Source organism: Bradyrhizobium sp. sBnM-33 (assembly GCF_032917945.1).
Classification (GTDB): domain Bacteria; phylum Pseudomonadota; class Alphaproteobacteria; order Rhizobiales; family Xanthobacteraceae; genus Bradyrhizobium.
Genome location: NZ_CP136624.1, coordinates 1,747,345 through 1,771,784 on the forward strand (window position 1 = coordinate 1,747,345; position 24,440 = coordinate 1,771,784).

The following is a 24,440-nucleotide window of genomic DNA, read 5'->3' on the forward strand; positions in this document are numbered from 1 at the left end:
GGCAAATGATCCGGGAACATATCATGACCTCCGCCCCAGACCCCTTGCTCAAGGATCTTGGCATGCACTTTAGAAAGGTGCGCATGGCCGCTGGCTTGTCCCAGGAGCAAATCGCCCTTCGGGCGAACATCAGCAGACCACGCTATCGGGACATTGAAACCGGTGCCGCTGCCGCCCGTGCAACGACGCTCGTCAACGTCGCCCGCGCCCTTGGCATGGAAATGATGTTGATCCCGCAGGCGATGGTGCCCGCTATTCAGTCGATGCTGCAGCCCGCCGCCGACGATGATGATCGCCCCGCATTCACGTCAGACGTTGAAGAGGAGGAAGGCGCATGAGTCCGACCGTTCTCGCGGCAGAGCGCATCCAGTCGCTCGATATCTCGTTGAACGATCTTCCAGTCGGCACGCTCGTGCGGACGCCGGGCGACTACAATGCGTTCAACCTTTTGCCCGCTTACCGGAACTTAAACAACCCGCCAATCTTCAGCCTGTCGCTTCGCTCAGCGGACGGCAGCCTCCGCCGGGATCCAAAACCCATACGCGGCGCGCTGCCACCGTTCTTTGCGAACCTGCTGCCCGAAGAGAAACTGCGCGAGGCGATGGAAAAGCACCACGCGGCGTCAGTAAGACCAGGAAACGACTTCGATCTCTTGGCTGCGCTGGGGATCAACCTGCCAGGAGCGGTATGCGCTTTGCCGAGTGATGGTATCCCCATTCCAACTGGTCCAGAAGCGGAGGGCAATAAAAAGGCGCGATTTTCGCTTGCCGGTGTGCAGATGAAGCTTTCCGTCATGAAGAACACAGGAAAGGAAGGTGGGATCACACTCGCCGTAGACGGCGAGCAAGGGCAATATATCGCGAAATTTCCCTCGCTCACTCACATCGGGCTTTCGGAAAACGAATTCGCAGTTCTCGCCTTGGCGGAAGCGCTGGGGATGGAAGTGCCGGCACGCGAACTCGTCGACAAGAAGGAGTTCGCCGGCATTCCGGAAGAGTTCAACACCATGTCCACGGGCAAGGTGCTGCTTGTCCGTCGCTTCGACCGCGGCGCGGACGGAGCGCGCGTCCATATGGAAGACTTCGCACAGGTCTTTGGCCGCTATCCGTCGGAGAAATACATTGGCGCAGCCTATCATAATATCGCAGCAGCGCTGAACAGCGGCGTCTCCTTTGATTCAGCCATCGAATTTGTTCGGCGCCTTGCACTCACCGCGGTCACCGGGAACGGTGATATGCATCTCAAGAATTGGTCGCTGCTGTATCCCGGAGACGGACGGACACCAACGCTGTCGCCTGTCTACGACGTGCTTTCAACAGTTCCTTACATCCCAAAGGACGGTATGGCGCTGAGCCTTGCCGGCGAAAAGTCGTTCAAGGCGCTTACTCCAAAGCGCTGGCGCAACTTCGCAAATCGAAGTCGTCTTCCGGAAGGGGCAGTGGTGACAGCCGTAGCCGAGACGGCGGCGACCGTGCGCGACAAGTGGTCGGTTCTTCCAGAACGCGATGTTGTGCCTGCCCAGGTCCTCAGCCGGATCGATGCCCATATCGAAGAAATGGCAAACGTTCTCGATCCGTAGATCCCAACGACCAAGCAGGATCAGGGACGTGAACCTATAAATCCGGAGTGGTCCGCAGACTTCCGCTTTGATACGGATTGTGTTGAAAAACTCGAAAATCGCGGGGTTCCGAAAATCTCGCAAGTGTCGCGCATTGGCAATTTCAGCCGCTGCAAGGCTTTGCAGAATCAATACGAGCGCCAGCGATCGTTTTTGGGTAATTGATGTGGTCCCTCATCTCACAGCGAGATAGACGCACCAGCGGTCCTGAGAATTTTCAGTCATCAGCGAACAAGGACTTTTTCAACACAATCATACGCATTCCGGGCTCCAGCCCGGACATCGCGTGAGGTCTGGAAAAGGGCCAGGCTGACCGCCCGACGACCACAGTATCGAGCATGAGATGATGAACAGATGCGGGCTCCCCGTCTGCAAGCATTTCCGCAAACCTGCTGTATCAGTCCGTCCCGATCAATTGGCATCGCTCGGGCTACGGCTAATTGATCCTGCGCAATAGGGGCGGAAATCGCTGAATTTCTGCACCATTTGGCCGCCAGAGGACGGCCGAAGACCTTGCTCCCGCGCGAACCGAGATATTTTTTGTTCGATGCCGTCTATTCATAATATTTCGGAACGCGATGTCTCTATTATTCGCGAGGCGACTGAGCACAACAGGACGCGCGTGTTGTGGATGTCGGCGGGCGTTAGAAGAATATTTCAACAAACGGACGAAGTCGCAAACGCAAGTGATTCAAGTGGACGATAGATGATGCCGCGAAGCGCGGACTGGCGACAATTTGAGAGAGCTTTCAGCGACCATGCGATAGGTGGCCGCAAATCGCTTCGACAGAATGGAGACAATTGTCGTTAGAGGAACAGGAGAGCCGCTCGCTTGCAATCGCGCACGCAGGGAGCAGAATTGTACGAATTCGTTAGGTAACGAGTTCGTGCACGCTGTTCGTCACCGCACGGCAACAAACAATGCGTCTGCTGCGAAATTAAGAAAAATTGAGTATCTCCTCTCAACGAAAAATGGTTCATCTTAGACTCGCGCATTCGAGAATTCTTTGAGAGGATTGATTATCAAGCAATGATGCCGGTCAGGGAGCTCATGATGCGCAACAACATCTTCGACATCGTGATTCCATTACGCGCAGAGCTTGTTAATGACTTGTGTGCGTCCTTTTGTTGACGCTGCCCAGATGCCGCTGGTCGGCCAGCCGCTCGAGCTGTTCACGAAGGGGGAGAATAGATCGACATGCGCGGGGCTGCTCGCAAACGGTCAGCCGCGCTCCTGCGACGTCCTAGCACGAACACGAGGGCCCCGATGTGGGGGCGGCACGCAGGTCCAAAGAAGAGAGCGCTCCAGACGACCATGACGATGTGGTCGACAGGTTATCTTTCGATTTTCTGTGATATTTTTGGCCAGGAGCGACACGAACATCTTATCACCTCATTGTGAACTAAGGCGTCATATTAATTTCAACCAGAGGGTGTATCAGCCTCGGGCTGGGTGCTGCAGCAGCCTCCGGCGCCGCTACTGAACTAGCTGGCATGTTGCTTGAGCTTGGACGAGGACGTGACATGGTGACCACGCGCGAAGTGTCTGTCGATGACGTCACAACGGTAACCCACATGGTTGCTGCCCTACTTGCCGAACTTGAGGGCGGCCAAGTGCAGGCCGGACTAGATACCCAGCTTGCTGTCGACCTCCTCATAAAAGAGCGCGTCTATGGGTTTCTTGCTTTCGCGGAGGCTCGTCCTGTGGGCATCATCATGTTGTCGGAAAGCGCGGCCCTTTTTGCGCGCGGAACCTACGGCATCATTACCGAACTCTACGTGGTGCCGGACCAGCGATCGTCTGGGATCGCGATGCGCCTCATTGAGGCTGCCGTGAGCCTGGGGACGGTAAAAGGCTGGGGTCAGCTTGAACTGGGGGCGCCGAGGCAGCCGACGTGGAGCCGCAACCGCAGCTTGGCCTTCTACTTGAAGGCCGGTTTTGCAGAGATCGGCCCACGCCTCAAGTTGCCGTTGCACGGCCTTGGCCAGAGCATTTTCGCCGAACGCTGGCCAGTCTCCCAGGGCGTCCGGACAGGAAGGCTTGCGAGCGGGCCGTTTCTCGAACGTCGCGATAGCTCTAACAGGTTGTTGAAGAAGTCACTAGCGGGCAGGCGTTTGGCATAATTCTCTGGAGTGATTGAATCGGGAAATGGAGATGCGCCGCTCTGACGAGCAGTATGGATTGCTATTCAGCTATGTGGATTTGGAAGCCCGCCTCCGCGGTGATCATCCGCTGCGAACGATCCGGGTAATAGCAAACGCGGCGTTGAGTGTCGAAGGCTTTCACGGCGCTTTACGTGGACTTCGGGCGGCCATCGATCGCACCAGAGAAGCTGCTTCGAGCGGTGGTACTGCAACCCTTCTAGTCATCTGGAACGCAAGTTCGTCACATTATAATGATAGCTCGAATCTCTCTGTAGACGAGAGCGCTTGTGGCGAATGCAGCTGTGAGAGGCCGGCCGATCGAGCCGTTGGTGCTGAGTGCGCAGGAGCGGACGTACTTGGAGAGACAAGTCCGTCGTCACCGTGTTGCGCGGTCGCTATCTGAGCGGTGCCGCGCGATCCTGCGATGTGCGGACGGCTGGCCAATGCCCCATGAAGGAGAGCTTGGCGCCTTGGCCATCACCTTTGCGATAGAGCCTGGCGTCCGGATCGGTGGTTGATCCATGCGTCTCGTTGGAGCGCTTCTCCTTGTGGAAGCCGCGCTCGCCATTGCGGCCTGGATCCGGCGGCTTGTCCTTGCCGTCCTTGCGTCGGAAGCTCTTCATTGATGCCCACGCCTCGATAAGCGTGCCATCGACCGAGAAGTGATCGTTCGACAGGAGCTGCTTCACCTCAGCCTGGTCCAACACCGCGCCGAAGAACTTCGCCGCGACATCCCCTTCCAGAAGCCGCTTCCGGTTCTTGGTGAATACCGTCACGTCCCAGATCGGCGCGTCCATCGACAGCCCGACGAACCAGCGAAACAACAGATTGTAATCGAGTTGCTCCATCAACTGGCGCTCTGAGCGCACCGAGTAGAACGCTTGTAAAAGCAGCGCCCGCAACAGCTTCTCTGGCGGAATCGAAGGCTGGCCAAGCTTCGCGAAATCGCCTGAGAGCGCCTCACGTGCCCCATCGACAAGCCGCCTAATGGCCCGCAGCGGGTGATCTTTGGGAACCCGCGCCGAGCAGCTCACGTACGAAAAAAGGCCCTCTGACGCCTCATCTTCTCCGCGCATCGGCTGTCCTCTGCCCCGATTCAACAGGACAAAGGAATCACAATCGCAGCCGATCCGCGATACTTTTTCCGCAGCCTGCTAGTCTAGTAGGTAAACCTCTGCGCTGACGAGTGGGGGAGAGCGATGTCGTACTGCGCAACCGCTAACCCTCCAGCTAAGGAGCAGTCCCAAACGCTGCATGACGCCGAACACTTCATCGCCAAGCTGCCAAACGCGAGCACGACGCGGCGGAACCTTGGTGGATAAGATTACTGTAGTCCATCCGATCGGCGCTGCCGAAATTGCCGACATTGTAGTAGCCGGCAATGACCTCTCTGTGCGACGGAGCGGTCGAAAGTTTGGACAGAGCCTCCATTTGTCAATTCTGGCATTTTGGGCGCCCCCTTCGTTGCGTCGAAGCAATGCAGCGTCTCGCCTCCGTTCCGCTTGTTATCAGCCTGGTACAGGCTGGGAATACTCGCTTACGACGGACGTGCTGAGGGCCGTGATCGAGAAAGTGACGGGAAACAGCCTGGAATCGTTTGTCACCGAGCGGTTCATGACCAAGACGGCGATTATTGGCTCCGGCGCGATCTCGAATCCCATTCGGGAAGCGTTCTATGCGGCTGATTGAGGTTCGACCCCAGCGCTCTTCTGATCACAATCGTCGGATCCGCCCCGCGAGGCTGACACGTTCGAGTTGGGCCCATAAGCATCGGTCGAAGGCCAGCGCCAACCCTGTCCGATTCACCCCAGATAGTGTTGCAAAAGTCGAAAGTTGCAGGGCTCAAGATTTTTCGCGAAAGCACTAAGCAGCGAGCGATCGCTGATTCGTATGACCTCAATCGTGGTATCGAAGTTGCCTGTGAATTTTGCGTGAGGCCGTGAGGTCCCTCACATTTTGTATACGAAAGTCGCGCCCACGGCCCGCAGAATTTTGGTCATCGGCGAAAATCGACTTGTGCAACACAATCCCTCAGAAAGTGGACCGCGCGTCCTTAGGATGGTCTTCGGCTTGGGGCCAATAGCCGGCGTTCAGCTCGCTCCCAGCCCTAATCGCGGGGGCCCTGCCGCGGCTGAGGATTGTTGGCGGGGTTGGTATCGTACTTCGATATTCGCGTGATGAGCCCGCTAGTGGTGAGCGGTTGCAAGTCCGCCTCCAGCGCGTCGGCAATCTCCTTGGCATAGATCTCCCGGTCGTCTACGTAGAGTGCAAAGGATTTCAAATACTTTTCCTTCTTCGCTGGATTCTCAATCGTCGCCTTTGTCCACTGTAGAGCGGATAGTTTTCGACGCCGTGCTCTTCTGCTGCGGCGACATACTCCGCAAAGGCATCGAACTGGCATTTCGGCGCAGCGCGATGCTTGGCGAGGATATCGAACAGCGGTGCCAGTGCCGGAACACGAAGTTTTCGGCCTACCGATTCCGCCGTGGCGGAATCATTCACATCGAACCTAACCTGATACTGCCAGTGAGAAGCCACGCTATGCTCGCCTTCTGGTCGCACCCGATTATTCTCCTTTTCCCATCGCAAGGCGCTACTGCTTCCTCACGAGCAGATCCGGCATGCATTGTATCACAAGCTGGCCGCAATGTCAGGCCGACCGTTGCGTTAGGAGCTCCTCATTTTTAAGGCACTCGTTGGACGAACGAAGATCGATCACCACCCGTTGATAGGTGCCGCTGCCGATCTCCTCTATCCCGTCGCTTGCCGGCACCTTGAAGTCAACTCGTTTTCCCTCGACGTTGATTACCTCGGCCGTCGCGCACACCTCGTGGCCTACAGGCCGTGGCGGCGAAGGGCTGTACGTCTACTGCAGCGCCGACCCCGCTTTCGATGAGGCTCGCGAAAACCAGATCTTCGTCAGCCCCGCGCTGGCCGTTTGACCTCAACTTGCACAAGCAACGAACGCGGGAGCATAGTCTATAACGGTAGGATCTCCGTGAATTTGCGAACGCGTTAGGCGGTCTTCATTGGGCCGCTGCTTGGTGACCTTACGCGCGTTACACTGCACCTGCCATCAATGCTGACGGGCACGTCACCCTCGATGGTGGCGCGACGAACGACGCGATGCTGGTCGCCGTAATCATTGACCGCGTAATGGTGTGTGGCGCGGTTATCCCAGATCGCGACATCGCCCTCCCTCCAGTTCCAGCGCACGGTGTTTTCAGGCGCGGTGATATGAGACTGGAATATATCCAACAGCTTTTGGCCGTCATATTTGGGGATGCCAAGAAAACGCTGTACCAAAGCGCCGAGCACTAGCGTCCGCTCTCCGGTCTCGGGGTGGACACGCACCACGGGATGCTCAGTCTCGAAGTTGGTTCTGGTGAAGACCTCGTCAAAATGCTTCTTATCGACCTCGCGGACTCGGGCCATTCCGGCATAGTCGAAGACGTTGCTGTGAACGGCCCAGAGCTCGTCTGCAAGCCGTTGCAGCGGTGGCGGCAGGTCGAGATAGGCGGCCGCGGCGTTCGACCAGACCGTATCGCCGCCGAATAGTGGGATCACAACGGCCCGCAGCACCAAAATCTTGGGATAGGAATCGGCGAAGGTCCCATCGGCGTGCCACACATCGGCCCGGCCACCGCCGCGCGCGGAGTCAAGCTCGAGGAGCGATGCCGTTCCCTTGGCAACGCCGAGCATCGGATGCGGCACCAGCTTCCCGAAACGGGCAGCAAATCGCTCCTGCTCGGCGTCATCGAGATGACCTTGGTCGCGGAAGAAGATCACCTTGTGGTCGAGCAGCAAGCTGTTGAGTGCAGCGATCGTCTGGTCCGGCAAATCGCTCGAGAGCTTGATATTTCTGATTTCGGCGCCGATGCGCGCTGCGCGTTTGACGATATCGGTACGCGGAATGACATTATCGATCAAGGTCGTTTCGCTCATGGATGTTCCAGCCTTTGCGGTTTCTTCACCAAACAAACGCATTCAGCTGCGAGCCGGAATGGGTGAACGCTAGATTGCTAATCATCAAAATCCGCGGCAATCGGCCCGTTGGTGCGCTGTTCGTGCGAGGCAAAAGCGGCCACGCACGGATCGCGGCTGATCCGTACCATTTTCGATGGGATACGCCTGAAACTCGCCGGTGCCCCTTGCCTCGGTGCAGCATTAGCTTGATTGAGGATCGACGATCCGGCAGGTTCAACTTCGAAGAGTCTCATCGAGACTGCCTTCGATCATTGGTTTGGTGAAACTTCTCTACTATCGCGGATACGATCTCGTCCTTCCAAGAAGATACGAAGCGCTTGGGTGCGCAGGTGACGTCACCGGGTTTCATAGGCAAACCTCGCATTTAGCAAGTGATCTCCAGCAAGCACCGTGCCAGCCGCGAAAACGAGCCGCGAACGACTACCTGGCGGCAAGAGCGCCAAAGGGATCGGGAAAACCCGGCGCGACGGTCACCAAATTGGGCCGATAATTCGACCAGATAGCTGGCTAGCCCCGATGGCCAGCGCGCGCGAAGAAGCAGCGCCTAACGATACCTGAGGTCGAGCGCCTAGCTCGGGGCCAACGGCACAGTGGCGTATGATCGTCAGGCGTCCGTTCGGCTCAGCACGAGAGGCGATAGTCATCAGATGACCTTCCATCTTTCAACATCAGGCACGTCAGGTTCAAGACGGAGATGTCGGAGATCTGACAACCTGCAGCGTCGATCCAAAGGCATGCTGGCGGCTACGCGTGTGTTTTCTCTCGTGAAGCAAGGCACACACCAAATCCGGCACCATCGCGGCACCCCCGATCTCGATGTGGTGGCACCTTTCATTCCCGAGCTGCTCCGGCGATAGCCGACCGCCCGATGCACGTAGATTCAGATCGAGTTACGGGGGGCTGGTCGACAATACCGCCGGCGCATCGTTTGCAGCTCTCCGCGAGTGATCGAAGTTCCCGTCACGAGAACATCGCGGTTGATGTTTGCCCAGGTCATTCCCCGGCCAATGGATGAAGAGAACCGTGACCCGCCTCGCTGCTAGCGTTCTGTCCCGCAAGTTCGTAGCATGGTTATTGCATGGGTTCCGCGTATCCGATGAAGGAGATATCGATGCGCACCGGACAGGCGAAGGCGATGCTGACGATTTCCAGCGACGAAGACACGCAGCTCACGGCCATAACACGGTCGCGCTCGCTGCCGCGGCGCTGACGCTGCGAACAGAGATCGTGCTGGCCTGCCAACGCGAGCCGAGCACGTCGTCTTGGCGACGCGGCTTGGTGGTCGGCCCCATACGATCGGCAAACGGCCCAATCGCTTTATCGCAAATCGCATTGAGGATCATCTACGATGAGATGCGTACCGGCGGACCCCCGCACGGTTGAGGATGAGGCTGTGGCCGAGCTGATCAGCAAGACACTTGCTCGCAAGCCCAAAGCCGCAATCCATTGGAGCGTGCGCCCATCTAAAGAGACGGAAATTGCCAAAAGCACCGTTCATCGCCTGTTCCAACTCTTCGGTCTGCGGCCTCACTGTACCGGCAGCTTTAAACCCTCGACCGATGTTTTTTTGTCGAGAAGTCCCGCTTCCAGAAGATTGGAAGGCGATGGAGGAGACTGCTCGCATGAGTGACGGGCTTCAAAAGGGCGATGAGGCGGCCACCATTGAGGAACTGCTCCAACTGCTAATCAGCATCCTAGCGTCAGCAAGGCGGCTTCCGCGCGGCCCAGAAAGCGATGCAGCGTTACGGCAGATAGGGGAACTTCAAAAAGGTGTAGGCGTGGTCCTGCTGAAGCGGTTTTACGATAAAGCATAGCAAGCTCCCATTGCCGTGGGGCAGGGGCTGCCTGCGGACAATCTGCCTCAACTCACGACGGAGCCGCGTAAGGCCCGCAACGAGATGTCGGATCTCGCTTGGCGGCTGATGACTCCGGGCGAAATCTACCCCCCCGTCGGCCTCCCGGTTGAATCGCTACAGTCAGCAATCTCGGCGAAGCACAGTGGAGCGCGCGGCTTCGGCACATCAGAGTCAAGCTCTTGGGCTGCCGCGAGACTTGGCATCGCTGCACTTCACCTGCCAGCGTGGTGAAGCGGCGAAGAAAATGCAAGGGGCTATCCGCCGAAAGGCGAGAATGCGTAACAGCTCCCATACTTTCCTGCGCGGTCCAGTAAGGTGCCGCGGCGATATGCGGCAGAAAGTTCGCTGGTTGCGAGCGGCTTGATAGATGGCGGCCATAACCAGACAGACCTTGAAGGGAGCACATTGAATATCACGCACAACGTTCTCTTCGGATTTCATCTTTTAGACAGCTCGTGCTGGAACACCATCGGCTATTTTGTTTCAGGGGAGGGTGAGAGATAGACAATGCAAGCGCTAAGCGTCTGCGGACTACCGGGCGGCCGTAAAGTGTCTGAACGCCGCCGAGCGGCGGCGGTTTGCTAGAGCCGGCCACTCGGGTCGCTTCCGAAATCGATCGGTTGTGCCGCCCTTTTCACTCAGCGGCAACAGGAGCTCCAAAATCGTCCTATCGGCACCGGCCGCCATTGAACTCGATAGCTGCATCGTAACTGTCCCGACGCTCAAACGCCTCAAGCCCGGTATGCGAAAAAGCCTGGTACTTTCCACGATGTGTGCTGTGATGATGCCGATCGATTACGCGTGCTCAAAAAGGGGGCCCACCGCCCGCATCGAGTAGTACATCGAGAAGCTTACTGAGGCTGTCGAACCCGTGATCTTGCGGGGCTATCACGGCGCAGCACGACCGACGCCGGCATTTATCACCGTGAGGAACCTCGCACGCATGACCGCGGGGTGATGACCGAAAGATTGCGGGTCATCACCGATGGCGGGCATTCCTATTCCAAAGAACTCGTCGATTTCTTGCAGCATATATTACGTACCGGGTGCCAAAATCCGAACGTGCGCACTGTCGTGCTCGACGGGTCCTACCATGACGATGGAATCGGCCAAGGGCATCTTCCGCGGCAACACACGGGCAGAGGACAAGCTCTTCAGCGTGTTCGAGCCCTCGACGGAGATCATTCGAAAGGGTAAGGCCGGCAAGCCCAACGAGTTCGGCAAGATGGTCAAGCTGCAGGAGGCCGAAAACCAAATCGTGATCGACTACGAAGTCTACGATCGGCGGCCGAGTGATTCGGACCTGTTGGTTCCGGCCATCGAAATCCACCAAGCCAAGCTCGGCCGCACGCCGCGCCTGGTCGCAGCAGACGCCGGGTTCTATTCCGCCAAGAATGAAGGCAGAATCGTCGCCATTGTGGATGTAGAAGTGGCCGAGGAGCCTGTCTGCAGTGGCGATCATAGCCATCCGCGACCGCAGGACGGATCGTTCTCGTCGTGCCCTTCCCATGAGAACTCCGCGCACGCCGATCCGTCGCGGGTGCCGTAGCGCACGTCCAAGAAGCTCTTGAGAGCCCCAAACGCGATTTCGCCATTGGACTTGCCCTGGAAGGTGAGATGCGCTTCCTCGAGAAGATCGAGGTACTCGTTGTCCAGACGTCCATCTCGACGATGCGCCAGCGGCCTGCAAAGGCCTTGGCGAAGCCGGGCACCTTGGCCATCAGCCGGTCTCCGCGATCCGCTTGGGCAACCGCACCAGATTGTAGTCGGTGGCAGCGAAGGTAAAGGCCCATGCGACGCGGTCACGGCCACGGAACCGGGTCTTCTGTTGCCCCGGGATCGTCTTGATCCAGCCGAATGCCTCCTCGATCCGCTTCGGATGCGCTGGCTGACAGCATAGCCGCCGTGCCGGGTCGTTCGCCCGTCAATCGTAGAGCGGCGGCCGCTGGTGTTCTGTGCCACATGCGGCGTCACGTTCATCGAGCGCAGCTCGTTGACGAAGTCTTCCACGTCGTAGGCTTTGTCGGCGCCAAGCGTGATCGCTGTCGGTCGGTCAGCACGAGGCTCGATCATGTGCAGCGCGGCCACCCGCTCGGCATGCCCGTCGGCCTGCGTCAGGCAGGCGTCGACCAGCAGACCGTGGCGGTTCTCCATCGCCCGTGCCCAATGAAGCACAGCTTCGTCTCCTTGCCTTTGCCCTTGCGATACAGCCTGGCGTCTGGATCGGTAGTCGAAGCATGGGTGTCGTTCGAGCGTTTCTGGCCGTGGAAAGTCCGCATCGGCATTGCGGCCGCCGCCTTGCGCCGGCGGTTCGCCGGAGCCGTCCTTCGGCTTGATACTCTTCATCGAGGCCCAGGCCTCGATCAGCGTACCATCGACCGAGAAGTCATCACTCGATAGAACCTCTTCACCATAGGCTGCGCCAGCACCGCCGCCAAGAACTTCGCCGCGATGTCGCCTTCCAGCAGCCGGTCGCGGTTCTTCGAGAACACCGAACGGTCCCAGGCTGCGTCGTCGACGCCGATGCCGACGAACCAGCGGAACAGCAGGTCGTATTCCAGCCGCTCCATCAGGAGCCGCTCCGAGCGGATCGAATAAAACGCCTGCAACAGCATCGCCCGCAGCAGCTTCTTCGGCGGGATCGACGGCCGCCCAATCGGCGAATAGAGCGCGGCAAACTCGCGCTCCAGCTCTGACAGCGGCTCGTTCACCATCCTCCGGATCGCTCGCAGCGGATGATCGCGCCGCACCCGCGACTCCAGGTCGACGTAGCTGAACAACTCGCCCGTTCGATTGTCGAGGCAACGCGCACGCACCGTCTCCGAATCTCGTCGGAGCCAATGAATCACGCTCGCCGGCCAAAACCATCGCGACTGCCTTCAAAGGCGACCGCTATGCGTGTAATCGCGTGCCCAAAGTTTGCCGCCTCCTCGCGCCAGCGGTGTAGCAACCGGAGCAGCGCGTCTTCTTCGTCGGCGCCAAGCTTCTTCAACAGATGACGATCCAGCCCGAGGACGATTTCAGCGACCAGCCAGCTTGAGAGGCTCATGACCGCGATCAGCGTACTATTCTGTTCAAGGACCGTGGAAGACCGGCCGAGATCGTTTGCCTTTTGCATGGGGTGCTCCATTGCTCATGACCAGCATCAATACTCTCACGCCTCTGCCGGTCACCCCATAGTATATTCCGTCGCATCCTCGCCTGGCTCAGTAAGCTCTTGCACTTCATCCTGATCGTCCTTTTGCGCGCCTTCGCAATCTCGGTTCGCTCTCAACCCCGCTTGTTAACGGACGACTAAATCTTCAGTTTGGCGCCCGCTGCAATCATCGTGATGCCCGCACCGCGGCGGATCACTCGAGATAGCTGTTCCCCATCCGTACGACGACGTCGCCGATCGCAATCTCGACCTTGATCGCCGGATCGTGACGCTCCTCCGACGGCCTTCCACAACCAGCGGCAAGGATGTCGACTGCGAGGCTTCGCACGGCAGCAATGCGCCTCTCTGTCCCAAGCGTCATCGCCAACCGTAAACCCGCCAGCGCGCCGCACCGGTCCGACGCACCACCTCGATCGCGATCGGAGACAGAGGGCTTCTTTTTTGCCTGCAGCCTTGCTGCCGCGCATTCTCTTCAAATCGACGATTGATTCGGCGATAGCGTTTGTCGTGGAGTCTCACGGCAAGTCGCAAAGGCTGGCTCGCGCGAAGCTCGACGGAAGTCGACAGTGACGGATCCGGGATAGGGGATGTGGGAAAGTTCGCGACCCGATCGTGAACTGACGGAACCGTTGAGGCTGACGGGACGATTTGAACGCGTCATGATCCGATCGCGTCGCCAGGCCGGCTGATGAGAATTCTCGGACCCGATTGTTGAGAGATTTGTGCTGCGGACGTGAAAGGCCATCTTCGCCCCTGCAGCACCGAACGGAGCTTGTCGCTGATCATCATCACGCGCGGCGACGTGTCGGTGGATTTCAAGAGCTTCTTCATGAGCCGCTGCGCAGCGCGCGAATCTCGTCGGCGCTTGATCAAGACGTCGAGAACGAGGCCATTCTGGTCGACAGCGCGCCAGAACCAATGTTGTTCGCCGGGAATCGAGATAACGACTTCGTCCAGATGCCATTTGTGGCTGCGAGCGGAGCTGGCGAATCGGATCGGAGTGGATAACGCAAGTACGTTAGATGTCCGACAATGTCGGATGAGTGACATAGCAGTGTTAGGGTTAGCATACTGACAGAGAACGATTTCTCCTTTGGCACGATACATGCGTAGTCTCCTCTATAAAGGCGCATTGACTGAGGAGAAGTCGTCCGATGATCACGCTCACCGGAAACTCAGATCAGGCTAAGGCGGCAGCTGCGATTCTGCCGGAGACGATATCTGGAGGCGTGGGGGCCTGCCGGCGACATTGGGAAGATCTGGGCTGCGCGCAAGAGTTTCGGCACCGTCAATACACCCATATTGCGCAAGCGACTGTGGGCGCGGTTATCCCGAGCAAATTCGAACCAGTGTGGCTGATTTGAGTCGCTACGTGGCGCGACGCACGTGGTGGGAACTGCCCAGCTTGATGGATGGACTGCAGGAGCGGTGAAGATGACATATCGGGCATCTCCGGCGCGCGGGAGCGCCTGCCAACCAGGCGATCAGGACAGGCTACCTGAAGCGCGATCGATCTCCTCTACCGTCGTTGTCGGCAGTGGTACGCTCGCTATCAGATGCGCGCAGCTGGCAATTGAGATGGGCCACGTCATTGGTGCAGCGTTGTGTGCCGACGGCGTATTCCGCGATTGGGCTGTTCGCTCGAACATCCCGTCTGTAGCAAGCGTTGAAGAGCTCTCTTCTTTTTTGAAGGCCGCGCCGGTAGATTTGGTTTTCTCCGTTGCCAATCCGTTCATATTGCCAGCGGATGTATTGGGGCGGGTTCGTCGAGGTGCTTTTAATTACCACGACGGTCCATTGCCACGATATGCGGGAACGCGCGCGACGTCCTGGGCGCTGCTGGCGCAGGAGACCGAATACGCCATCACATGGCATCGGATCGATGATGGCGTTGATACAGGAGACGTCGTGGTTCAGCGCCAAGTGCTGATTGCGCCCACCGATACGGCACTGACCCTGAACCTCAAATGCTATGAAGTCGCGATAGAGGGCTTCCGTGAGCTTTTAACTGGCTTAGCGAAGGGAGAGCTTACTGCCTATCCGCAGGCACTGGTGAGCCGGAGCTACTTTCCGAGACGTCGACGCCCAGATGCGGCAGGCTGTCTGCGATGGGATCGGCCCGCGCAAGATCTGTCAGCGATGACGCGTGCCTTAAACTTTGGGCCATATCATCCCAATCCATTGGGGCTGTCCAAGGCTTTCGTAGGCGATGAAGTTGTCACAGTCAGCCGCTTGGAGGTGCTGCCTCAACGCTCGGGCCTCCCAGCAGGTTCCCTGCTTGAGGTCCACTCCAGCCACTGGCGGGTGGCGACGGGTACAGAGGATGTCGATGTTTGCTTTGGCAGCTCCGATGGTCAGGTGCTGGACGCGCAAGCCCTCGCCAGGCACTCCAATCTGGATGAAGGTGGTCGCCTTCCTATTTTGAGCGAAGATGAGGCGCGGAGCATAACTGCGAGCCATGAATTGCTGGCGCCTTCAGAGGAGTTTTGGGTACAGCGGCTAGAGCAGCTTAGAATATTGCAGCTTCCTTTGTCGTTGTCCGTGGCTGAGGCGCCGCCCAGATGGCAGTCGAGTTCGTGGTTCATTGCAAGAGCTTTGGCTAAGTTGTCGCCACATGATCGCACGGAATATTTGGTAACGGCATGTCTGATCTATCTCGCCCGCATCACAGGAGAAACAGAGCTTCAATTGGGCTGGACGCCTGTATCGGATGGACCGCTAGCTGGCTCTAAAGCGGTGGAGGTGCTTATTGCCTCTGTCGTGCCGATGGAAATTACCGTCGACCTTGCACATGATTTTGAAGAAGTGCGCAAAGCGGTCGCGGCCGAATGCGCTCAGCTGAGGGAACACGGTAGCTTTGCCCGGGATCTTATCGCGCGCTGCCCGGCATTGCGGGGTGTGGAGGCGCTACAGTCGCACCAGCCCTGGCCGATTGGCATCACAATCACCACAGACAGCGGCGCTGGCGATCTGACGACGAGCCAAAGTGCTGGGGCAGCCCTATGCGGCGATTTGCTGACGTTTGAGGTTTCCGCTCTGGATGGGAGCCTTCGATGGCATTTTGATGCAAGTCGGCTAGAGCCGAAGCAGATCGACCGTATGACGCAGCATTTGCAAACTTTGTTGTATGGTGTGATGGCCGATGCCGGGCAGCCGGTCGGCCGCATCAACATCCTGCCGGCCGACGAACGCAGCTATCTGCTGGAGGAGTTGAACCGGACGGCGACGGCCTATCCGTCGGAGCGGTGCATCCATGAACTGTTCGAGCAACAGGTCTGGCGCGCACCCGAAGCGGTCGCCCTCGTCCATGAGGACGAGCGCCTGAGCTATGGCGAGCTCAATGCGCGGGCCAACCGGCTGGCGCATCATCTGATCGCGCTCGGGGTCAGGCCGGATCAGCCGGTGGCGATCTGCCTGGAGCGCAGCCCGGCGATGGTGGTGGGGCTCTTGGCGATCCTGAAGGCGGGCGGCGCCTATCTGCCGCTGGATCCGGCCTATCCGTCTCAGCGGCTGCGCCAGGTGCTGGGCGATGCCGCGCCGCAGCTGCTGCTTTGCGATGCGGCCGGCCGCGCCGCGCTCGGCACCGAGGCGCTCGCCGATGTGAGCGTGGTCGATCTTACGACAGACACCCCGGCCTGGGCCGAGCTGCCCGCCTCTGATCCCGAGCCGCGCGCCCTCGGCCTCACCTCGCGCCATCTCGCCTATGTGATCTACACCTCCGGCTCAACCGGAACCCCCAAAGGGGCAAAGAATGAGCATCGGGGTATTATCAATCGCCTGGTCTGGATGCAGAAAGCCTACGCTCTCAATGCGACTGATGTCGTCTTGCAGAAGACGCCATTTGGCTTCGATGTCTCGGCTTGGGAATTCTTCTGGACGTTGCTTGAAGGGGCGACCCTGGTGCTGGCACCTCCGTCTGCACACAAAGACCCCGATGCGCTTGTAAACCTTATAATCAGCCAGCGCATTACCACTGCACACTTTGTACCATCCATGCTGGTAAGCTTTATGGACACGAGGGGTGTTGATCGCTGCAGCTCGCTGCAGCGTCTCCTGTGCAGTGGCGAGGCGCTTCCTGCCTCCCTTGTGCACAAGGTTCGGCGCGTATTGCCTTGGACTGGTCTGCACAATCTATATGGCCCCACGGAAGCTGCTATCGACGTTACAGCCTGGAGTTGCCCGGCTGATTTTGATGGGGCTACTATCCCCATTGGCCGTCCGATTGCCAACACGCGTGTGTATCTGCTGGACGGCCATGGCGCGCCTGTGCCGTTGGGGGCGGTGGGTGAGCTTTACATCGGCGGGGCGGGGGTTGCGCGTGGCTATCTGAACCGTGCCGATCTGACGGCGGAGCGGTTCATCGCCAGTCCCTTTGTGGACGGCGATCGGCTGTACCGGACCGGCGACCTGGCGCGCTATCTGCCGGACGGCAATCTGGAGTTTCTGGGCCGCAATGACGACCAGGTGAAGATCCGCGGCTTCCGCATCGAGCCGGGCGAGATCGCCGCGCGGCTTTGCGAGCACGCCTGGGTGCGCGATGCGGTTGTGGTGGCGCGCCAGGACCGGTCCGGCGACAAGCACATCGTCGGCTATGTGGTGTGTGCGCCCGAAGCTCAATCGGATGAGCTGGATGGCGCTGACCTTGCCAGCGCCTTGCGCACGCACTTAGGTGCGTACCTGCCGGACTACATGGTGCCGGCGGCGTTCGTGCGGCTATCGGGGCTGCCGCTGACGGTGAACGGCAAGCTCGACCGCAAGGCACTGCCGGCGCCGGCCGACGATGCCTATGCGCGGGCGGCCTATGCGGCGCCGCGCGGCGCGATCGAGACGGCGCTGGCAGAGATCTGGGCGGAGCTTCTCGGGGTCGAGCGGGTCGGCCGCCACGACCACTTCTTCGAACTGGGCGGCCACTCGCTCCTGGCGGTGCAGCTCTTGAGCCGGCTGTCGCAGGCTGTTGGCGTCGCGCTGCCGCTGACGGGGCTGTTTGCCAAACCGGTGCTGGCGGAGCTGGCGGCAAGCATCGTGGAGGTGTTGAGCCGCTCCGGTCCGCAAGAGCTGCCGGCGATTGCGGCCGTGTCGCGTCATGAGCCGCTGGTGCTGTCGTTTGCGCAGCAGCGGCTGTGGTTTTTGGCGCAGCTGGACGAGGGCAGCACGAACTACCACATTCCGCTGGCCTCGCGGCTGCGCGGGGCGCTCGACCGCAGCGCCTGGCAGCGCAGCCTTGACCGTTTGTTTGCCCGTCACGAGGCGCTGCGCAGTGTCTTTGTCGCACCGGAGGGCAAGCCCCGGGTTGAGGTTCTGCCGGCGGATGCGGGGCTGCCGGTGCTCGAGCACGATCTGCGGGGCCGGCCGGATGCTGAGGCGGCGCTTCTGGAGCTGTGCCATGAAGAGGCAGGCACGCCGTTCGATCTTGCGCGCGGGCCGCTGATCCGCGGGCGTCTGATCCGGATGTCGGATGAGGAACACGTCTTCCTGCTGACCCAGCATCACATCGTCTCGGACGGCTGGTCGCTGGGCGTGCTGGTGCGTGAACTCAGTCAGCTTTACCGGGCGTTTGAGGCTGGACAGGACGATCCTTTGCCGCCGCTGGCAATCCAATATCCGGATTATGCCGCCTGGCAACGGCAGTGGCTGTCGGGGGAACGGCTGCAGAAGCAGGCGCAGTATTGGCGCGACACCCTGTCCGGTGCTCCGGCCCGTCTGGCGCTGCCGACGGACCGGCCGCGGCCGGCCCAGCCGTCGTTTGCCGGGGCCAGTGTTCCGATCGTCATCGATGCGGATCTGACGCGGGGGCTGAAGCGGCTGAGCCGGCAGCATGGCACGACGTTGTTCATGACGGTGCTGGCGGCCTGGGCGGCGGTGCTGGCGCGTCTATCGGGGCAGGACGACCTTGTGATCGGCGTGCCGAGCGCCAATCGCGGCCGCCGCGAGATCGAAGGGTTGATCGGCTTCTTCGTCAACAGCCTGCCGCTTCGGCTGGAGCTGTCGGGCGAGCCGAGCGTGTCGCAGCTTCTGGAACGGACGCGGCGCACGGCGCTGGCTGCGCAGGAGCATCAGGACCTGCCGTTCGAGCAGGTAGTCGAGATCGTGCAGCCGCCCCGGCATCTCGATCAGACGCCGTTGTTCCAGGTGATGTTGGCCTGGCAGAACAACGCCGTCGGGTCGTTCGACCTTGCCGGGCTGAGCGTGGAGGCTGCCGGGGAAGGGCTCGATCAGGTCAAGTTCGATCTGGAGCTGAGCCTTCATGAGCAGGGCGAGGAGATCGCCGGGGCGTTCGGTTATGCCACGGCGCTGTTCGATCAGGCGACGATCGAGCGGCAGCGTGGTTATCTGCTGGCGCTGCTGCGGGCGATGGCTGCCGATGCGGGGCAGCCGGTCGGCCGCATCAACATCCTGCCGGCCGACGAACGCAGCTATCTGCTGGAGGAGTTGAACCGGACGGCGGCGGCCTATCCGTCGGAGCGGTGCATCCATGAACTGTTCGAGCAACAGGTCCGACGCGCACCCGAAGCGGTCGCCCTCGTCCATGAGGACGAGCGCCTGAGCTATGGCGAGCTCAATGCGCGGGCCAACCGGCTGGCGCATCATCTGATCGCACTCGGGGTCAGGCCGGATCAGCCGGTGGCGATCTGCCTTCAGCGCAGCCCGGCGATGGTGGTGGGGCTCTTGGCGATCCTGAAGGCGGGCGGCGCCTATCTGCCGCTGGACCCGGCCTATCCGTCTCAGCGGCTGCGCCAGGTGCTGGGCGATGCCGCGCCGCAGCTGCTGCTTTGCGATGCGGCCGGCCGCGCCGCGCTCGGCACCGAGGCGCTCGCCGATGTGACGGCGCTCGATCTGGATACGGCCACCCCGCCCTGGGCCGCGCTGCCTGTTTCTGATCCCGAGCCGCGCGCCCTCGGCCTCACCTCGCGCCATCTCGCCTACATCATCTACACCTCAGGCTCAACCGGAACCCCCAAGGGCGTCATGGTCGAGCATCGCGGACTGGTGAACTATTTGCATTGGTCGGATCGCCGCCATTGCGAACGAGCTGGGAACGGCTCGCTGATGCTGCTGTCGTTTAGCTTTGACGGCAGCATTACGACCTTGTTTGGGCCTTTGCTGGCCGGTACCAAGCTCCGCATTCTAAACCAGACTGTCCCAATAGATTGGCTTGCTGCTGTCGAGGATGGCCAGACCTATGATCTGATCAAGCTGACGCCTTCGCATCTAAGCATGCTGAACAAACGGCTCGAAGCCAACAAAGGATCGGCTCCGACAAGAGTGCTCATGGTTGGGGGCGAGGCCTTAATTCCGGCAGACATGCAGTTTTGGCAAGAGCGTTTTCCGAGCGTGCGTCTGATCAATCATTTTGGTCCGACGGAAGCAACGGTTGGATGTGCCACATTCGAGATATCCGAATCCGTCGAGGGGCTGGCCTCGATCCCGATCGGCCGTCCGATTGCCAACACGCGTGTGTATCTGCTGGACGGCCATGGCGCGCCTGTGCCGTTGGGGGCGGTGGGTGAGCTTTACATAGGCGGGGCGGGGGTTGCGCGTGGCTATCTGAACCGTGCCGATCTGACGGCGGAGCGGTTCATCGCCAGTCCCTTTGTGGACGGCGATCGGCTGTACCGGACCGGCGACCTGGCGCGCTATCTGCCCGACGGCAATCTGGAGTTCCTCGGCCGCAACGACGACCAGGTGAAGATCCGCGGCTTCCGGATCGAGCCGGGCGAGATCGCCGCACGGCTTTGCGAGCACGCCTGGGTGCGCGATGCGGTTGTGGTGGCGCGCCAGGACCGGTCCGGCGACAAGCACCTTGTCGCCTATGTGGTGGGCTCGGACGAGGCTGGCTCGGACGAGGACGGTGGAGGCGGGCTGGCCGGCGCCTTGCGGGCGCACTTAAGTGGGCGACTGCCGGACTACATGGTGCCGTCGGCGTTCGTGCGGCTATCGGGGCTGCCGCTGACGGTGAACGGCAAGCTCGACCGCAAGGCACTGCCGGCGCCGGCCGACGATGCCTATGCGCGGGCGGCCTATGCGGCGCCGCGCGGCGCGATCGAGACGGCGCTGGCAGAGATCTGGGCGGAGCTTCTCGGGGTCGAGCGGGTCGGACGCCACGACCACTTCTTCGAGCTCGGCGGCCACTCGCTGTTGGCGGTACGGCTCTTGAGCCGGCTGTCGCAGGCTCTGGGTGTAGCGCTGCCGCTTACGGCGCTGTTCGCCAAGCCGGTGCTGGCCGACCTGGCGGGGAGCGTTGTCGAGACATTGAGCCGCTCCGGTCCACAAGATCTGCCGGGCATTGTGGCTGTGTCGCGCGATGCGCCATTTGTGCTGTCGTTTGCGCAGCAGAGGCTGTGGTTTTTGGCGCAGCTCGACGAGAGCAGTACGAACTATCACATTCCGCTGGCGTGGCGGCTCAAAGGTGTGCTCGAGCGCAGCGCCTGGCAGCGCAGCCTTGACCAGTTGGTGGCGCGGCATGAGGCGCTGCGGAGCATTTTTGTCGCGTCGGAGGGTGAGCCTTGGGTTGAGGTTCTGCCGGCGGATGCGGGGTTGCCGGTTGTGGAGCACGATCTGCGGGGCCGGGCAGACGCGGAGGCGGCGCTGTCGGAGCTGTGCCAGGAAGAGGCGCGCACGCTGTTTGATCTGGTGCGCGGGCCGCTGATCCGCGGGCGTCTGATCCGGATGTCGGATGAGGAACACGTCTTCCTGCTGACCCAGCATCACATCGTCTCGGACGGCTGGTCGCTGGGCGTGCTGGTGCGTGAACTCAGTCAGCTGTACCGGGCGTTCCTGGCGGGACAAGACGATCCGCTGCCGCCGCTTGCGATCCAGTATCCGGACTATGCTGCCTGGCAACGGCAGTGGCTGGCTGGCGAGCGATTGCAGAAGCAGGCGGAGTATTGGCGCAACACCCTGGCTGGCGCGCCGGCCCGTCTGGCCTTGCCGACGGACCGGCCGCGGCCGGCCCGGCAGTCGTTTGCCGGGGCCACTGTGCCTGTTGTCATCGATGCGGATCTGACGCGGGAGTTGAAGCGGCTGAGCCAGCAGCATGGCACGACGTTATTCATGACGGTGCTGGCGGCGTGGGGCGCGGTGCTGTCGCGTCTGTCAGGGCAGGACGACCTTGTGATCGGGGTGCCGAGCGCCAATCGGGGCCGCCGCGAGATCGAAGAGTTGATCGGCTTCTTCGTCAACAGCCTGGCGCTTCGCCTCGACCTGTCGGGCGCGCCGAGCGTGGCAGAGCTGTTGGAACGGACGCGGCGCACGGCGCTGGCTGCGCAGGAGCATCAGGACCTGCCGTTCGAGCAGGTAGTCGAGATCGTCAAGCCGCCCCGGCATCTCGATCACACGCCGTTGTTCCAGGTGATGTTGGCCTGGCAGAACAACGCCGTCGGGTCGTTCGACCTTGCCGGGCTGAGCGTGGAGGCTGCCGGGGAAGGGCTCGATCAGGTCAAGTTCGATCTGGAGCTGAGCCTAGGCGAGTGTGATGAGGTCATAGCCGGAACGTTTGATTATGCCACGGCGCTGTTCGATCAGGCGACGATCGAGCGGCAGCGTGGTTATCTGCTGGCGCTGCTGCGGGCGATGGCTGCCGATGCGGGGCAGCCGGTCGGCCGCATCAACATCCTGCCGGCCGACGAACGCAGCTATCTGCTGGAGGAGTTGAACCGGACGGCGGCGGCCTATCCGTCGGAGCGGTGCATCCATGAACTGTTCGAGCAACAGGTCCGGCGCGCACCCGAAGCGGTCGCCCTCGTCCATGAGGACGAGCGCCTGAGCTATGGCGAGCTCAATGCGCGGGCCAACCGGCTGGCGCATCATCTGATCGCGCTCGGGGTCAGGCCGGATCAGCCGGTGGCGATCTGCCTTCAGCGCAGCCCGGCGATGGTGGTGGGGCTCTTGGCGATCCTGAAGGCGGGCGGCGCCTATCTGCCGCTGGACCCGGCCTATCCGTCTCAGCGGCTGCGCCAGGTGCTGGGCGATGCCGCGCCGCAGCTGCTGCTTTGCGATGCGGCCGGCCGCGCCGCGCTCGGCACCGAGGCGCTCGCCGATGTGACGGCGCTCGATCTGGATACGGCCACCCCGCCCTGGGCCGCGCTGCCTGTCTCTGATCCCGAGCCGCGCGCCCTCGGCCTCACCTCGCGCCATCTCGCCTACATCATCTACACCTCAGGCTCAACCGGAACCCCCAAGGGCGTCATGGTCGAGCATCAAAGCGCCGTGAACCTGCTGCATTGGAGCAGCGGCGTATTTGCGGAGTCAGAGATTAGCCGCACACTGTTTTCTACCTCGATCAGTTTTGATCTGTCCGTCTATGAGTGCTTCGTACCGCTGTCGCAAGGAGGCACTCTGTATCTTGTCGAGGATGCACTGGCGCTGGCGCAGACGTCCTTGGATGTTTCCTTGATCAACACCGTCCCCTCGGCGATCGCCGCTCTGGTCGACCAACAAGCCGTGCCGGCTTCGACAAGCGTCATCAATTTGGCCGGTGAGCCGCTGACGGCAGGTCTGATCGAGAGGGTCTTCGAGGGCAGTGGCGTAGAGAAGATCTGTAACCTGTACGCTCCTTCGGAAACGACGACGTATTCGACCTGGATTTGCATGCCCAGGAGAGAGGCTGTCGTTGAGACGATCGGGCGTCCGATTGCCAACACGCGTGTGTATCTGCTGGACGGCCATGGCGCGCCTGTGCCGTTGGGGGCGGTGGGTGAGCTTTACATCGGCGGGGCGGGGGTTGCGCGTGGCTATCTGAACCGTGCCGATCTGACGGCGGAGCGGTTCATCGCCAGTCCCTTTGTGGACGGCGATCGGCTGTACCGGACCGGCGACCTGGCGCGCTATCTGCCGGACGGCAATCTGGAGTTTCTGGGCCGCAATGACGACCAGGTGAAGATCCGCGGCTTCCGCATCGAGCCGGGCGAGATCGCCGCGCGGCTTTGCGAGCACGCCTGGGTGCGCGATGCGGTTGTGGTGGCGCGCCAGGACCGGTCCGGCGACAAGCACATCGTCGGCTATGTGGTGTGTGCGCCCGAAGCTCAATCGGATGAGCTGGATGGCGCTGACCTTGCCAGCGCCTTGCGCACGCACTTAGGTGCGTACCTGCCGGACTACATGGTGCCGGCGGCGTTCGTGCGGCTATCGGGGCTGCCGCTGACGGTGAACGGCAAGCTCGACCGCAAGGCACTGCCGGCGCCGGCCGACGATGCCTATGCGCGGGCGGCCTATGCGGCGCCGCGCGGCGCGATCGAGACGGCGCTGGCAGAGATCTGGGCGGAGCTTCTCGGGGTCGAGCGGGTCGGCCGCCACGACCACTTCTTCGAACTGGGCGGCCACTCGCTCCTGGCGGTGCAGCTCTTGAGCCGGCTGTCGCGGGCTGTTGGCGTGGAACTGCCGCTGTCGACGCTGTTTGCCAAACCGGTGCTGGCGGATCTGGCTCGCGCAACTTCGATCACTTTGATCGAACAAGAGTTTGATCGCCAAGAGCTTCTGAAGTTGCTCTCTCTGGACTCTAGAGAAGCTGCTCTTTCTGGAGTCTAGAAATGACAGATTTGATTAGATCCGGATTGGAAGAACTGGACGCAGAAAGCCTAACTGAGCTTTTTTCACTTGCCAAAGAGAGAAGCCGGACTGGCAGCCGAGAAACTACGTTGCTACCAAAGGTCGGACGCAAAAGCGTCCTAGTACCATCGTT

The 24,440-nt window shown here is 60.8% G+C and carries 14 protein-coding genes and 9 pseudogenes; 13 read left to right on the forward strand and 10 right to left on the reverse strand.

Going from position 1 to position 24,440, the window contains the following annotated elements:
• Positions 1-23: 23 nt before the first annotated feature.
• The 5 genes and pseudogenes from RX328_RS08250 to RX328_RS08270 form a co-directional block, all read left to right on the forward strand.
• Entirely contained in the window at positions 24-338 is a 315-nt protein-coding gene (locus RX328_RS08250; protein ID WP_249726883.1) for a helix-turn-helix domain-containing protein, read from the forward strand.
• Entirely contained in the window at positions 335-1,579 is a 1,245-nt protein-coding gene (locus tag RX328_RS08255; RefSeq protein ID WP_213253877.1) for a type II toxin-antitoxin system HipA family toxin, read from the forward strand. The genes RX328_RS08250 and RX328_RS08255 overlap by 4 nt, the downstream gene beginning before the upstream one ends.
• A 1,563-nt stretch (positions 1,580-3,142) precedes the next feature.
• The gene (locus tag RX328_RS08260) at positions 3,143-3,742 is read left to right on the forward strand and encodes a GNAT family N-acetyltransferase (protein WP_082646336.1); all 600 of its coding nucleotides are present in this window, start codon (positions 3,143-3,145) and stop codon (positions 3,740-3,742) included.
• 31 nt (positions 3,743-3,773) lie between these two features.
• Positions 3,774-3,981, forward strand: a pseudogene (locus RX328_RS08265) (IS5/IS1182 family transposase); the annotation flags it as partial.
• Positions 3,982-4,050: 69 nt separating this feature from the next.
• Positions 4,051-4,206: pseudogene (locus RX328_RS08270) on the forward strand (IS630 family transposase); the annotation flags it as partial.
• Here the strand turns inward: RX328_RS08270 and RX328_RS08275 are convergent.
• A pseudogene (locus tag RX328_RS08275) lies at positions 4,207-4,839 on the reverse strand (IS5 family transposase); the annotation flags it as partial.
• A 238-nt stretch (positions 4,840-5,077) separates the two neighbouring features.
• Here RX328_RS08275 and RX328_RS08280 point away from each other — a divergent pair.
• Positions 5,078-5,452, forward strand: a complete 375-nt coding sequence (locus tag RX328_RS08280) for a serine hydrolase (RefSeq protein ID WP_213253876.1) — start codon at positions 5,078-5,080, stop codon at positions 5,450-5,452.
• Positions 5,453-5,870: 418 nt separating this feature from the next.
• Here the strand turns inward: RX328_RS08280 and RX328_RS08285 are convergent.
• A pseudogene (locus RX328_RS08285) lies at positions 5,871-6,301 on the reverse strand (hypothetical protein).
• A 112-nt stretch (positions 6,302-6,413) separates the two neighbouring features.
• Positions 6,414-6,569, reverse strand: coding sequence for a hypothetical protein (locus tag RX328_RS43305; RefSeq protein ID WP_375293203.1), 156 nt, complete (start codon positions 6,567-6,569; stop codon positions 6,414-6,416).
• Between RX328_RS43305 and RX328_RS08290 the strand changes: the two genes are divergently transcribed.
• Positions 6,496-6,705 (forward strand): hypothetical protein, encoded by a 210-nt coding sequence (locus tag RX328_RS08290; protein ID WP_213253875.1) that lies wholly within the window; start codon positions 6,496-6,498, stop codon positions 6,703-6,705. The genes RX328_RS43305 and RX328_RS08290 overlap by 74 nt on opposite strands.
• A gap of 73 nt (positions 6,706-6,778) precedes the next feature.
• Here RX328_RS08290 and RX328_RS08295 read toward each other — a convergent pair whose 3' ends face one another.
• Together RX328_RS08295 and RX328_RS08300 are read right to left on the reverse strand one after the other, a co-directional pair.
• Complete coding sequence (locus tag RX328_RS08295; RefSeq protein ID WP_108521678.1) at positions 6,779-7,708, reverse strand: TauD/TfdA dioxygenase family protein; 930 nt, start codon at positions 7,706-7,708, stop codon at positions 6,779-6,781.
• 77 nt (positions 7,709-7,785) lie between these two features.
• Positions 7,786-7,983, reverse strand: coding sequence for a hypothetical protein (locus RX328_RS08300; protein WP_213253874.1), 198 nt, complete (start codon positions 7,981-7,983; stop codon positions 7,786-7,788).
• Between the two features lie 1,160 nt (positions 7,984-9,143).
• Between RX328_RS08300 and RX328_RS08305 the strand changes: the two genes are divergently transcribed.
• The 3 genes and pseudogenes from RX328_RS08305 to RX328_RS08315 all read left to right on the forward strand — a co-directional run.
• Positions 9,144-9,380 carry a hypothetical protein gene (locus RX328_RS08305; protein ID WP_213253873.1) on the forward strand — a complete coding sequence of 79 codons (237 nt, stop codon included), beginning with the start codon at positions 9,144-9,146 and terminating at the stop codon, positions 9,378-9,380.
• Positions 9,373-9,564 carry a hypothetical protein gene (locus RX328_RS08310; RefSeq protein WP_213253872.1) on the forward strand — a complete coding sequence of 64 codons (192 nt, stop codon included), beginning with the start codon at positions 9,373-9,375 and terminating at the stop codon, positions 9,562-9,564. The genes RX328_RS08305 and RX328_RS08310 overlap by 8 nt, the downstream gene beginning before the upstream one ends.
• A gap of 1,156 nt (positions 9,565-10,720) precedes the next feature.
• A pseudogene (locus tag RX328_RS08315) lies at positions 10,721-11,005 on the forward strand (ISNCY family transposase); the annotation flags it as partial.
• On the opposite strand, the pseudogene RX328_RS08320 reads toward RX328_RS08315, so the two are convergent.
• The 5 genes and pseudogenes from RX328_RS08320 to RX328_RS08340 form a co-directional block, all read right to left on the reverse strand.
• Positions 11,000-11,327: pseudogene (locus RX328_RS08320) on the reverse strand (hypothetical protein); the annotation flags it as partial. The pseudogenes RX328_RS08315 and RX328_RS08320 overlap by 6 nt on opposite strands.
• A pseudogene (locus tag RX328_RS08325) lies at positions 11,327-12,422 on the reverse strand (IS5 family transposase). The pseudogenes RX328_RS08320 and RX328_RS08325, both read right to left, overlap by 1 nt.
• 29 nt (positions 12,423-12,451) lie before the next feature.
• On the reverse strand, positions 12,452-12,736 hold the full coding sequence (locus RX328_RS08330) for a hypothetical protein (protein ID WP_213289012.1): 285 nt from the start codon (positions 12,734-12,736) through the stop codon (positions 12,452-12,454).
• Between the two features lie 220 nt (positions 12,737-12,956).
• Positions 12,957-13,091, reverse strand: coding sequence for a hypothetical protein (locus RX328_RS08335; protein ID WP_256441657.1), 135 nt, complete (start codon positions 13,089-13,091; stop codon positions 12,957-12,959).
• A 157-nt stretch (positions 13,092-13,248) separates the two neighbouring features.
• Positions 13,249-13,768 (reverse strand): annotated as a pseudogene (locus RX328_RS08340) (DDE-type integrase/transposase/recombinase); the annotation flags it as partial.
• A 149-nt stretch (positions 13,769-13,917) separates the two neighbouring features.
• Here RX328_RS08340 and RX328_RS08345 point away from each other — a divergent pair.
• The 3 genes and pseudogenes from RX328_RS08345 (at position 13,918) to RX328_RS08355 (ending at position 24,286) form a co-directional block, all read left to right on the forward strand.
• Complete coding sequence (locus RX328_RS08345; RefSeq protein WP_213253870.1) at positions 13,918-14,127, forward strand: hypothetical protein; 210 nt, start codon at positions 13,918-13,920, stop codon at positions 14,125-14,127.
• Positions 14,128-14,341: 214 nt separating this feature from the next.
• Positions 14,342-14,695: pseudogene (locus RX328_RS43310) on the forward strand (formyltransferase family protein); the annotation flags it as partial.
• 1,167 nt (positions 14,696-15,862) lie between these two features.
• Positions 15,863-24,286 carry a non-ribosomal peptide synthetase gene (locus RX328_RS08355; RefSeq protein WP_317258639.1) on the forward strand — a complete coding sequence of 2,808 codons (8,424 nt, stop codon included), beginning with the start codon at positions 15,863-15,865 and terminating at the stop codon, positions 24,284-24,286.
• Positions 24,287-24,440: the final 154 nt, after the last annotated feature.